The 12,481-nt window shown below is 34.8% G+C and carries 12 protein-coding genes; all 12 read right to left on the bottom strand.

The features are described 5' to 3' along the window. Positions 1 to 6 precede the first annotated feature (6 nt). The 12 genes from BAQ49_RS01220 to BAQ49_RS31980 all read right to left on the bottom strand — a co-directional run bounded on the left by BAQ49_RS01220 (position 7) and on the right by BAQ49_RS31980 (position 12,481). A complete protein-coding gene (locus BAQ49_RS01220) occupies positions 7 to 1,818 on the bottom strand; it encodes a polysaccharide biosynthesis protein (RefSeq protein WP_071743885.1) in 1,812 nt (603 codons plus the stop codon). Positions 1,819 to 1,878: 60 nt separating this feature from the next. Then, on the bottom strand, positions 1,879 to 2,760 hold the full coding sequence (gene galU / locus BAQ49_RS01215) for a UTP--glucose-1-phosphate uridylyltransferase GalU (RefSeq protein ID WP_071743884.1): 882 nt from the start codon (positions 2,758 to 2,760) through the stop codon (positions 1,879 to 1,881). Positions 2,761 to 3,003: 243 nt separating this feature from the next. Continuing rightward, positions 3,004 to 3,771, bottom strand: coding sequence for a tyrosine-protein phosphatase (locus BAQ49_RS01210; protein ID WP_071743883.1), 768 nt, complete (start codon positions 3,769 to 3,771; stop codon positions 3,004 to 3,006). Between the two features lie 83 nt (positions 3,772 to 3,854). After that, positions 3,855 to 4,544 (bottom strand): CpsD/CapB family tyrosine-protein kinase, encoded by a 690-nt coding sequence (locus BAQ49_RS01205; RefSeq protein ID WP_071743882.1) that lies wholly within the window; start codon positions 4,542 to 4,544, stop codon positions 3,855 to 3,857. Next, positions 4,534 to 5,271 carry a YveK family protein gene (locus tag BAQ49_RS01200; protein ID WP_071743881.1) on the bottom strand — a complete coding sequence of 246 codons (738 nt, stop codon included), beginning with the start codon at positions 5,269 to 5,271 and terminating at the stop codon, positions 4,534 to 4,536. The genes BAQ49_RS01205 and BAQ49_RS01200 overlap by 11 nt, the downstream gene beginning before the upstream one ends. A 599-nt stretch (positions 5,272 to 5,870) precedes the next feature. Next, on the bottom strand, positions 5,871 to 6,305 hold the full coding sequence (gene fabZ, locus BAQ49_RS01195; protein ID WP_002184592.1) for a 3-hydroxyacyl-ACP dehydratase FabZ: 435 nt from the start codon (positions 6,303 to 6,305) through the stop codon (positions 5,871 to 5,873). Between the two features lie 1,195 nt (positions 6,306 to 7,500). After that, on the bottom strand, positions 7,501 to 9,303 hold the full coding sequence (locus BAQ49_RS01190) for an ABC transporter ATP-binding protein (RefSeq protein WP_071743880.1): 1,803 nt from the start codon (positions 9,301 to 9,303) through the stop codon (positions 7,501 to 7,503). Positions 9,304 to 9,305: 2 nt separating this feature from the next. Next, on the bottom strand, positions 9,306 to 10,493 hold the full coding sequence (locus BAQ49_RS01185) for a nucleotidyltransferase domain-containing protein (RefSeq protein ID WP_071743879.1): 1,188 nt from the start codon (positions 10,491 to 10,493) through the stop codon (positions 9,306 to 9,308). 22 nt (positions 10,494 to 10,515) lie between these two features. Next, positions 10,516 to 10,968: a lasso peptide biosynthesis B2 protein gene (locus tag BAQ49_RS01180; protein WP_071743878.1), complete on the bottom strand. Its 453-nt coding sequence runs from the start codon at positions 10,966 to 10,968 to the stop codon at positions 10,516 to 10,518. A gap of 45 nt (positions 10,969 to 11,013) precedes the next feature. After that, the gene (locus BAQ49_RS01175) at positions 11,014 to 11,313 is read right to left on the bottom strand and encodes a lasso peptide biosynthesis PqqD family chaperone (protein ID WP_002191248.1); all 300 of its coding nucleotides are present in this window, start codon (positions 11,311 to 11,313) and stop codon (positions 11,014 to 11,016) included. Beyond that, entirely contained in the window at positions 11,313 to 12,242 is a 930-nt protein-coding gene (locus BAQ49_RS01170) for an aldolase (RefSeq protein WP_071743877.1), read from the bottom strand. The genes BAQ49_RS01175 and BAQ49_RS01170 overlap by 1 nt, the downstream gene beginning before the upstream one ends. A gap of 107 nt (positions 12,243 to 12,349) precedes the next feature. Beyond that, positions 12,350 to 12,481 carry a paeninodin family lasso peptide gene (locus BAQ49_RS31980; RefSeq protein ID WP_026591919.1) on the bottom strand — a complete coding sequence of 44 codons (132 nt, stop codon included), beginning with the start codon at positions 12,479 to 12,481 and terminating at the stop codon, positions 12,350 to 12,352.

Genomic DNA, 12,481 nt, shown 5'->3' with positions numbered 1-12,481 from the left:
CTTAAATTAATGTTTAAAATTAACTTTATTATTGGCAATTTCTAATAATCGTTCTCTTATTTCCTCTTTACTGATTTCTTCAAAATCATTCATAAACTGTCTTAAAACCTCTTGATCCATTAAAACAGCTTTTCCTATATGAATCTTAGGGAATATTTGCTCCGGATGAATTTCACCTTCATTTAATAGCTCTTCATACATTTTTTCACCTGGTCTTAATCCAGTAAATTCAATTCCAATTTCCTCAATTGAATACCCTGAAAGAGTAATTAAATTTTTAGCTAAATCAACAATCTTTACTGGGTCTCCCATATCTAGTACGAACAATTCTCCACCTCTAGCTAGTGTTCCAGCCTGAATAACTAATCTTGAAGCTTCCGGTATTGTCATAAAGTAACGAATCATATCAGGGTGAGTAACTGTTACAGGTCCACCTTTTTGAATTTGTTTCTTGAATAATGGGATTACACTTCCTCTACTTCCAAGAACATTACCGAATCTAACTGCAACAAAACGTGTACCAGTACTAATGGATGCCATATGTTGGACAATCATTTCCGCAAATCGTTTTGTAGCTCCCATTACATTCGTCGGATTTACCGCTTTATCTGTAGAAACCATTACGAACGTATTTACTTTAAATGTATCAGCCGCTTCTGCAACATTTTTCGTACCAAAAATATTATTTTTTACAGCCTCTTCAGGATTACGTTCCATTAAAGGTACATGCTTATGTGCAGCTGCATGATATACGATATATGGTTGATGTTTGTTCATTATTTCAAAGATTTTATGTCGATCTTGAATATCAGCAATTTCTGTCGTAATTTCCACTGCATCTTTATAAGTAACTCGCATTTCCATTTCAATAGTATAAATGCTATTTTCACCATGTCCTAAAAGAACAATTTTTGCAGGATTATACTTCATCACTTGACGACAAATTTCTGATCCAATTGATCCGCCCGCACCCGTTACTAAAATCGTTTTACCTGCAATCTTTTCCCCGATGCCCGCGTCATCTAATTGAATTGGCTCCCTACCTAATAAATCTTCCACTTGTACATCTCGAAATTCATTAACAGAAACTTTGCCATCTAAAAGATCTTCAAGCATTGGTACAATTTGCGTTTTTGCTTTCGTTTTTGTACACTTCTCAAAAATTTCGTTTATTTGATTTCTATTTAAAGATGGAATAGCAATAATGATATACTCTATATCATTATCTTCCACAATCTCTTGAATATGATTTGTTGTACCAACAACCGGCACATTATAAATCTCCAATTTTTGTTTATTTCTATCATCATCAACAAACGCAATTGGATATAGATCCGCTTCTTTATTATGTTGCAATTGTCTTACTACCATAGTTCCCGCTGAACCAGCACCGATAATCAATGTTCGTTTTTTATCTGTAGCTTTCGTAATATATGTATCGCGAAACATACGCCATACAAAGCGAGAACCACCAATTAATAATAAATGTAACATCCATGCGATTGCTAAAATTCGAACATAAATATCATGATTTATAATTTGTTGAACAATTGCTGTTACAATAATAGAAAGTGTAATTGCTTTAAATATTTGTATTAATTCTCCAACACTTGCATATTCCCACGCCTTGTTATAAAGCTTATAAATAGCCGCAAAAATATGATGACTACACAATAATGTAATAGAGCTAATAATTACTGTCGCAGGGATTTTGTTTAATACGTTCGGATGTATGAACCAATAACTTAAATATACGGCGGTTAATACAATAAATGAATCTAATAAAATTAATAATGAGAGCCGTTTTCGATAACTCAATATACCTGTTCCCTTCTTTATATAATTCGCATCTTATTGATAATAAAAAAGGACATTCTCTTATGAATGTACCTCTTCTTTTTTTACAAGTTCTTTTATATACTTCATCAAGTCTAATTTCAATTCTTCGTTTTGAAGTGCCATCTCAATCGTTGTTTTAATAAATCCGAATTTTTCCCCAACATCATATCTAGTACCTTCAAAATCATATGCAAACACATGTTGAATTTCATTTAAACGTTGAATCGCATCTGTTAATTGAATTTCTCCACCTGCACCTGTTTGTTGGTCTTCAAGGAACATGAAGATTTCTGGTGTTAATACGTAACGCCCCATAATTGCTAAATTAGATGGTGCTGTTCCCTGTGCTGGTTTTTCAACAAATCGGCGCACCTGATATTGACGACCATTTTGCGTGATTGGATCAATAATTCCATAACGATGCGTTTCATTTTCCGGTACTGTTTGCACACCAATTACAGACGAATGTGTTGCCTCGTACTCATTCATCAACTGACGTAAACATGGCGTATCAGCTTGTACGATATCATCACCAAGTAATACTGCAAATGGCTCATTCCCAATAAATTTACGAGCACGCCATACTGCGTGACCTAATCCTTTTGGTTCTTTTTGTCTTATGTAATGAATATTAATCTTTGAAGATGCTTGTACTTTTTCAAGCATTTCATATTTACCTTTTTCTAAAAGGTTTTGTTCCAGTTCAAAAGAATGATCAAAATGATCTTCAATTGCACGTTTTCCTTTTCCAGTTACAATAATAATATCTTCAATGCCAGATTCAATTGCTTCTTCTACAATGTACTGAATCGTCGGTTTATCAACGATAGGTAACATCTCTTTCGGCATCGCTTTCGTCGCTGGTAAAAATCTTGTTCCCAGTCCAGCAGCTGGAATAATTGCCTTCCTTACTTTTTTCAAATCAGTACCCCCAAATTTATATATATATATATATATAATAATAATAAAAAAACCTACCTATAGAGTCATATTTATAACTCCATAGGTAGAGTTTCTATCATAAATAAATTATGGGCATCTAACCCAGCCTCACACCATGCTTTTGACAACAAACGCGTCTAAGGTAGAAATTTACTCTACCCACAGCACGACCGAGTGCCCCCATTGATAACGGTTAGGAGGCATCACCAAGTGGTTTTCTCTTTAAAAGAGACCGAATATTTTTCTTTGTCTTATTTTCTCGGGCTCTTCTCGATAAATCATTTTTCCACTTATTAGTTCATATGTATTTTCCTTGAAGTCGTACAATGTAGAACTCCCAAATGTTTTCTCTACAGTTTCATACGCAGCTTGCAAGTGAAAGGAGCGCGTTGTTGTGTTATGAGCATCTGATGATATGACATGTGTTAAATGATGCTCAATAAGTTGCAATGAAAACTTCTTGATTTTCTTTCCGAACTTTCCTGTGACGCTTCCTGCGGTAATTTGTGTTAGTGCCCCTTGATTGACGAGCTTATACAACACATCGGGGCGTTCAATAATTTCCATATTCCGTTCTGGATGAACAATAACCGGCGTGATCCCTTTCACACGTAATTCATATAACATTTTTTCTGCATAGCGCGGGACATGGTTTGTTGGAAATTCAATTAATATATATTTATCCGTACGATTCAATGTAACAATACGCCCCGAATCATAGTCTTCTAATAACTCTCCGTACAACCTGATTTCTTGACCAGGTAAAATGGTTAAATTGATATCCTCTTCTTTTAATCTTTCATTTAACTGCTTTACCTGATGAAGAATGCTTTCTGCTAGATTCATATAAACCCCATTTTGGTGATGAGGAGTAGCAACGATTGTATGAATTCCTTCTTCGCATGCTGCCTTTGCCATTGCAATGCTGTCTTCGATTGATTGTGCTCCATCATCGACATTAGGCAAGATATGACAATGTAAATCAATCATTCTATTTCATCCTCTCTCAACGTATTCTTCACATACTGAATATAAGAAGAAAAGATGAATGTTCACCTTTCCTTCTTTTGTATTTAGTTAGAACCGTAATAGTAATATTCGGATCCATTTTGTTCTTTATCGTTTAAGATAACGCCAAGTAATGTACCTTTTGCGCTATCTAATGATTGTTTTGCTTTAAGTGCCGCCTCTTTTTCTGTTACACCACTTCGAATAACAAGTACAGAAGCATCACATTGATTTGCCATAATTTGTGCATCTGTAACTGGTAAGATTGGTGATGTGTCAAAAATGACAAGGTCATACGTGCCAAAAGCTTCTGAAAGTAAATCTTTCATCGAGCTTGCACCCAGTAATTCCGCTGGATTTGGTGGGATTGGACCACATGGTAAAAATGTTAAATTACCGATTTTCGTTTGTGTCACACATGTTTCTAGTGTATTACTACGTGTTAATACACTTGTTAAGCCAAATATATTATCCACTTGCATCATTTGATGTAATGCTGGTTTACGTAAGTCTGCATCGATAAGTAATACTTTCTTACCTTGTTGTGCGAAAACAATTGCAATATTAGCAGCCGTTGTTGTCTTTCCTTCACTTTGATTCGCAGATGTTACGATAAGAGAACGAATCTTCTTATCAACAGATGCAAATTCAATATTTGTTCGTATATTTCGGTATTGCTCTGACACAGATGATTTTGGTTGTTCATATGCAATCAGCTGACGGCGAGCACGTAATATTTTTTTCTTAAGAACCAATTGTATGACCCCCTACTCTCTTCGTTGCTGATAAACTACCGCTCTTTGTGCCAACTTCCTCCATATGAGAAACGACGCCAAGAACTGGTATACCAAGTTGTTTTTCAATATCTTCTTCTTTTTTCATCGTGTTATCTAAGTACTCTAGTAAGAAGGCAATTCCAACAGAAGCCATTAATCCAACAACAAATGCAATTGCTACGTTCAGCATCTTATTTGGTTTAATTGGTGACTGTCCTTCTGTTACTTCTGCTTTTGATAAGATTGTTACGTTATCAACACTCATGATTTTTGCAATTTCACTCTTGAATACTTCCGCTGTTGTGTTTGCGATATCACGAGCTAGCTTTGCATCTTTATCTTGTACAGTAACAGCGATCACTTGTGAATCTTTCTCGTTTGCGACGTTAATTTTGCTATTTAAAGCCCCAGTTGACATGTTAAGCTTTAACTTTTCTTTCACTTGATCTAAAATAACTGGGCTTTTCACAATAACTTTATATGTATTTGTTAATTGAAGACTTGTTTGTACTTCACCAGGTTGAAAAACACCTTCTTGCTTCTTTTGATTAACAAGAATTTGCGTCGAAGTCTGATAAATCGGCGTTATAAAGTAAAAACTTACGATCGCACTTACAAGTGCTGCACCAATCGTAATTACAAGGATCATAACTAATCGTTTCCTTAAAATAGAAAATAACTCTTTCAAACTTATTGTTTCTTCCATGCCTTCCTCCAGCTTTCAATAATTTGTCATAAAAACTTCTAAAAAAAAATAAATTGTTGGATTTTAATCTTACAACAAACATCTGTTATCTAGTCCTAAAGTTGTTTAGTGATAGACAACTATTTAATATATTACAGAACTTATATTAGCATAGCAAGAATGGTTGAGAAAATTGTTGGAGAAATTGACAAATACTATACTACCGAATCTGACGAATTTCGACACAGTTTTTAATGTATAGATTTTCATTTGCTATATACTGTCGATATATGGTTATTATTAGTATTACTAGTGAATATATCATTGATTGATCTGTGCATTTATACTATCCTGTTTATAAAAATATTAACATTGTTGATTTTTATTTTATTTTTTCTTAATCTTTCGATATCTTTTTCAGACTTTAGTTGATAAACTTTTTTTCGAAAGTCCCCAATTTTTTTAATCAAACGTTTGTTTAAAAGTAAGAGAACTTACCTATCGACAAATCCTCTTACCTTTCGTCCATTTCTTCATAATTCGCTTCAATAACAATAAAAAAGATGAATGACCATACTCTCTTCATTCATCTTCCAACGTAAAGTTATGTTAACAAATCTTTATTCTTTCTTATCACCAATTGCAAATGTGATTTCAGCTTCACAAGCGATTTCACCATTTACAGTTGCTACTGCTTTTCCTTTTCCAATCGGTCCACGGACACGTGTCATTTCGACTTCTAGGCGAAGTTGATCACCTGGGCGAACTTGACGTTTGAAGCGGCAGTTATCAATGCCAGCAAAGAATGCAAGGCGACCGCGATTTTCTTCCTTCTTTAGTACCGCAACAGCACCCACCTGCGCTAATGCTTCTACAATTAGAACACCTGGCATCACAGGATAATCTGGAAAGTGTCCATTAAAGTATTCCTCATTTGCCGTTACATTTTTAATCCCAACCGCACGCTTTCCTTCTTCTACTTCTAAAATTTGATCGACTAGTAGAAATGGATAACGATGTGGAATAATTTCTTTAATCTGTTGAATATCTAGCATATCATTCTCTCCTTATATACCAAATTGGTCATACCACCAACGTACTGTCCTTATTATCCCATTCTCCATTGTTTTTGTCACGAAAAACAAGAAATGCTTTCTACCCAAAATATCTATTAGGACTATTCATACAAAAAAGATACACCCTTTTCCCTTCGCTAATCGGCATAACAAAATAATAGCAATTAACACGGAGGTTGGAAAAAGGTGTATATCAAAGTTAGGGAGAGGAAATATACATTATTTCCCTCGTATGTCGTATTCATAGCTCATTATAAAGGACAAAAATAAGAAAGAAAAATTTAATATTTACTCCTTTTTACCATTATCCCCTTAATTTTCTACAAATTTCTACAAATTTCTTCATTTTTCTTATATTATCTTAAATAGCATATCTAGAAATTAAGATTCGTAATCCAGAACACTATGCTTTATAAAAAATAAATCTTCGTGGATTAGCCTTTAATAAAAATCCTATAAAATATCATCACAAAAGATACATTTATATTTTACATAAATATCCAATATTACATGTGGATTCTTTTAAATCTATTTAACAATACATAAGAATAAAGTATAACTAATGAGAAATTGTTTCTTTTCCTTGTTTATCTGTTAAATAAGGCATTCCGGAGTATTTGAGAGAAAAACTCAAATGAAATAAAAAGAAATACTTATATAATATTCTTCACTATCTCTCTTTCATCTCCTCAAATCGTTTCTCTTCTTAATTACTTATATAAAATTAGTAGCAATTCAAAATACCAACAATTCATTATGCACTACCTCTCATTAATCACTGACCATAAAAATGTCTACAAGGTGCCTCAAAATATATTATCACAACTACACTAATAAACCTTTATATACAAAAAGCAGCGAGACCTCTAGTCCTAAAGACAAGGGGTCTCGCTGCTTTTTTGTTATATGGTATAAATAAAATCAGGTTCCATGTTAAATTATAACACAGATATTTATATATGCATATAGATGGTATATTAATAAGCCACAAAAAGTATTTCTAATTTTTTTACTGGTCACACAATTAAATTAAGCTCATATTTCCATAAAAAGACCAGTACACAAATACCAATTATCCCCCGAACCATAAATAATCAAATTGTGTTACCGGCCCGAAAGAAATAAAGGCAGTGTATTCCTTAAATTTATAAAAAATAATTGTGACTAGTCATATTTAAATGTTCACCTTAGCCTGTTGTCCAAGTAGACTACTAAATAAACCACTTTCATCTTTTGCCAGTTGTGCGAAACTACCGTGTTGAATAATTTGTCCTTGATCCATTACAATTACTTGGTCAGCTTTACGTATAGTAGATAGTCTATGTGCAATGACAATAATTGTCATGCTCCCTTTTAATCTTTCCAATGCTTCTTGTATTTTCGCTTCATTTTCAGCATCTAACGCACTTGTTGCCTCATCTAACACTAAAATAGAAGGCTTTCGAAGTATCGCTCTAGCCAGAACAAGACGTTGTCGTTCTCCCCCTGAAAGTTTGACTCCCCTATCGCCAATCAGTGTATCCAATCCTTGCGAGAGCCTGCTAACAAACTCAGCGGAAGCAGAAAATTTCAAAGCTTCCCAAAGCTGCTCCTCACTTGCATTTGGTTCAACCATTCTCAAATTGTCTCTTATACTAGCATTGAATAGAAATGGATCTTGAGAAACATAGCTAATAGATTTCCTCAATGATAATAGGTCCTTACTTGTCAACAGTTTGTTATCTATTAATAACTGACCGCTCTCCGGCTGCATAAGTCCCATTATGATATCAATTAATGTACTCTTTCCAGCACCGGAACGCCCTGAGATAGCTGTCATACAATTTGCAGGAATACGTAAATTAATATCTTTAAGTGAGTACACAGCATTTTCTTTATTGTAGCGGAAAGAGATATTTTGACACTCAATAGATTGTTCTATCTGCATAGGATTTATACAATCATAATCCTGCTCTATATCTTGCAATTCTATACTTTTCTTACACTCTTCCTGTAATTGCAGCAAATCTTTAAAAGCGGGAAGATTCGCTGCAATTTGTTCCATGTTTGATTGTATACCTGCAAATCGTGGCCACAAACGAGAAAATATAAGAATAATTAATAATAATTGCTCCGTTTTCGTCTGAAACAGCTTAACAGATAGAAAGATAAGAATAGCAATGAAAACAGCTGATGCAATTTTATAAAAGAGTTGAGAATTATTTCTCACCTTAATATATGCAAACTGTTCACGTTCCACATCTTCTGCCCAATTACGTAACCACATATATCGAGATCGTTCTAGTGTATTGCTCTTAATATCCTTAATTCCATTAAAATGATCAGTTATACCTGCAAGATACGCTTTTGAATTCTCTGAGGTTCGACCACCTAATCTTTTTGATTTTTTAATAAATCGTCGTGAAAGAAAGGCAAGTACCACAGCGCAACATAGTACAAAAATTGTTATATCTGCCGCTAACCAAAAAGCGAAACCAATCTGTATAAATGTAAACATTAAAGAAGTGAGCAACTGTAAAAATAAATTAGTGCCTGCGCTAACACGCCCTAATTCCGTTGTCAAAGAATTGATAAGATCTGATTTTCTCTTTTTCACAAAGAAACTCCAGTTGGCCTGCAACAATCCACGATAAGTTTCCAATCTCAAATGATTAATAAAACGTATCTGGATTTTCGCATTACGAACTGTTATATTCCTTTGCAAAAGCGCTTGTCCCACGACCAATATAATATATATTCCTAATACAAGTGGTAATCCTAAAGTAGTTGGAATCTCACCTAGGAATCCAAGAACCCCTGAAAGAGGACTTGTCTGTTCATTCATCTTCGCAATACCGCTAATACTCATCATAGGAATTAATAATAAAATGCCGATTCCTTCTACAAGACTGACCAATACCATTCCCATGAGATTAACAATGAGAATGCTTCCAGTAAAAGAGTATAACCGCTTTGTAAAATATAAAATATTTCTCATTTTCACTTCTCCTTACGGTACCTCATTTCCCTCCAAATCCATAAAGCCGGCCGCAAAGGGAAATATAAAACATGCAGTTGTTTTGGCAGTGGTAAAGTTTCCACATCCTGAGGATAAGGATACAACCAACTAAGATGAAACAGTAGCTTTTGAGAGCTTGTCTTTAACAAATATAAATATCGCTCATGATATTTTGAAACTTCTTCTGGGACAGGATCTGTATGCAAGTTAATCATATTTTCCAAGTAATATATAGCAAGCTGCGCTAATTGCGTTACCTTTCTCCCTGACATTAATACTTTTGCCTCTTCCGCTATTATAAGAGTATCTAAAAGCTCAGAAGATAAAATAAGCGCCTGACCTACCAGTTGTTTGCATCCATATCTTTCCAACATAACAGTGAGTTCTTCCCAATCTATTTCTTGCCTTACCATACGGTCAATGTCCGTTAACCATCGAAGCCTGGACCAACCATGCCTAGTTCCATGAGTCACAAGAAACATAAACAAATCCTCTCTACCTAAAAAATAGACAGGATAATTTGTGACAGGACTCGTCCTCTTTCGCCCCCATAACTCATCGAAGTGTGGTTCCTTTCCCGGTCCTGGGTGTAGTCGCCAATGAATCTCCAATTTCACCTTACTTATCGGATGCATGTAAGTTGTATGGTGGCGTCTCCACTTCCATTCATTCATAACCGTCGGAAAATCATCCTCTTTGACATAACCATTCTTTACAAGTAATTCGTTCACTTTTCCAAGATCATCTATAGGAACAAGGGCATCCAGATCCCCTGATGTTCGAAGGGAAACATCTCCATATAGGTCTGCGCCAAGAATAGGACCCTTCAAAAATAGAAGTTGAAGTTGGTTTTCAGCAAATAATTTACTTACTTTTCCCATTTCTCCACTTAAATGAAGCATATGGAATGTATTCCTTTTAAAATATGTACTTAATACTTGCACAACATTTGATGGAACTAACTGTTTATCAATAGATTTCATTTTGGGGTAAATGAACGCGTACATGCGATGATGCAGCGCCAGTTTCAAAAATTTGTTCCAATCAATATTTATGAACCAGTCTCCCGGGATTTCTTGTATCTCTTTATCTTCCTTCTTTATAATTTCAAGTAACAATTTTAGTTCTTTAGGTAAATGACTCAAATCAAGATTACAACCGGTATACATCTCATTCTCCTTCAAGATTTTTTTACCCTATCCTTTTTGCAAATATACCAACAACGGTAAATCTCTTCATTTCTTCTACGCCAGTAATATAAAAGGGCCCGCTACGTAACCACGCATGGGCAATCATATTTCCCGTCTCATCTTTCGCGGTCCCTAAGTAAAGGGTACTTTCAATTTGACGCTTCTCCAACATTTTCATTGCAGCAATAGCTTTAACGAGACACTGGCTTTCCCAAAATGTATAACGGCTCATCATATGCACTGCTTGAGAAATTTTCCTTAACGTAATCTTTTCCGATTCATCATAGCTTAAAGACGTTTCTGCCATATGAATTCCTAATATAGGAGCAGCTTTAGAAAACGGTATACTTTTCAGAATACGAGCCCAGCCTAAATAAAAGAAAGCTTCTATAAGTAATAATTTTGTTCCCATATCGAACGACAAGAAAGCTTTGGCTTTATTTATGATATTCATCGATCCTACTCCTAATCTATTAAATCTGGAACATTCAATTAAAAATCAAAGTTTTTCATCAACCGAGATTAACCCTTCTGCATACAAATGATTTAAGAAAGAGAGTACTTGTCCCTTACATTCTGCCTCTTCAATCATATATCGAGACAATAATATATCGATCACTTGATTGACAGATATTAATTCATTAATTAAACTCCAAATTTCACCACCTATACCTCCTAAGTTATAGTATTTCCCATTATGGATGCTCATCATCACTTTCTCTCCATCCATATCGCTCACTACATTTTCCTGACCTTGTACAACAAAACTGTGTAATGAAATTGTTTGTTTACTACTCATTATTTTTCCTCCTCTTTTAAAGACTCTAGAATTTTGGATACTAAATCATGTGCCGTAAACTTTGAAATAGGACGTCTCAATTGACACATATCTATTTTGTTGACGATATTTGTTGAATGCATAAAATGCCATTCCATCATCCCCAATCGTGGGATTAATGAATTCCTATATGTATGACGTAGCAATGTGCGTAGTCTCTCCAGTCCTTCAATCTGCTGAAGTTCAACATCCCCATTTTCTACTTTCACTAATTCGAATACACCTGCCAATGGTAATGGTTCCTCGAAAAAGTTAGCTGTAACGGGGACAGCATATTTAGTTTCCCTTTCAAATAATGGCTGATAATGCGCTGTCTCCATTCCAAACTGATCAAGACTCTCTTTCCATAACTTTTGTTGCGGGTAAGATGGTGTAACAAAAGGAATATTATCCTCAGAAAGAGACACAGCAATTACATCATCGCTTAAAAGCTTATAGCCTTTGCTTAAAAGGGCTGATGCAAGAGTTGATTTTCCAGCTCCTGATCTTCCTACAAAAGCATACGCCTTTCCATTGATGGCTATTACACTTCCATGCAGAGGGAGTATTTTTCTCTGCATCAACAATGCCCCCATACAAGTCCCAAGAATATAAAGCCGAATCTTATCTTGATCAGACCCTTTCATAGGTGAAACAATGATTTTTTCTCCATTTTGAATACAAAACGTAGCAGTTTCGGGGATTTGAAACATAATTAATTCTTCTTCAACTACAAACACTGACTTCGGGGAAGATAACTCTCCCCATAATTGAGACAAATCTGCAGTTTCTATTTTTACATCTACTTCATTTTCGTAATTACTTACTTGAGGCAATTCCGGCAGGGGAATCTCACTTAATAGGGCTAATCCGAAGGCTTTGTAAATCTCTTTCTTTACAGTATGTATCATCTTTCTCACTCCAAATAGTTGAAAAATTGATTAAAAAAAACCCTTATACCGTAATTAAACTATATAAGGGCTGTAAAGCATATAAATCTCATTTAAATATTAGTGCATTAGCTGTGGCTAAGTGTGCCTTGCTCATCCTCATCTTCAAACACTTGGTCAACAATTCGTTTTCCCGGTCCAGCCATTGTCATGTTGATATCAAGCACTTCTAATACTGGTGATTGCCATTCTTGTTTCAT

This window comes from Bacillus proteolyticus, assembly GCF_001884065.1.
GTDB classification, from domain to species: Bacteria; Bacillota; Bacilli; order Bacillales; family Bacillaceae_G; genus Bacillus_A; species Bacillus_A proteolyticus.
The sequence above is the reverse complement of the archived record's forward strand: the minus strand, read 5'-3'. Positions and strand labels throughout refer to the sequence as shown.

Coding starts and splice junctions, on each gene's coding strand:
- BAQ49_RS01210 (WP_071743883.1), bottom strand. CDS start 3,771: ATGATTGATTTACATTGTCATATCTTGCCTAATGTCGATGATGGAGCA.
- BAQ49_RS01200 (WP_071743881.1), bottom strand. CDS start 5,271: ATGGAAGAAACAATAAGTTTGAAAGAGTTATTTTCTATTTTAAGGAAA.
- fabZ (WP_002184592.1), bottom strand. CDS start 6,305: ATGCTAGATATTCAACAGATTAAAGAAATTATTCCACATCGTTATCCA.
- BAQ49_RS01190 (WP_071743880.1), bottom strand. CDS start 9,303: ATGAGAAATATTTTATATTTTACAAAGCGGTTATACTCTTTTACTGGA.
- BAQ49_RS01185 (WP_071743879.1), bottom strand. CDS start 10,493: ATGTATACCGGTTGTAATCTTGATTTGAGTCATTTACCTAAAGAACTA.
- BAQ49_RS01180 (WP_071743878.1), bottom strand. CDS start 10,968: ATGAATATCATAAATAAAGCCAAAGCTTTCTTGTCGTTCGATATGGGA.
- BAQ49_RS01175 (WP_002191248.1), bottom strand. CDS start 11,313: ATGAGTAGTAAACAAACAATTTCATTACACAGTTTTGTTGTACAAGGT.
- BAQ49_RS01170 (WP_071743877.1), bottom strand. CDS start 12,242: ATGATACATACTGTAAAGAAAGAGATTTACAAAGCCTTCGGATTAGCC.
- BAQ49_RS31980 (WP_026591919.1), bottom strand. CDS start 12,481: ATGAAACAAGAATGGCAATCACCAGTATTAGAAGTGCTTGATATCAAC.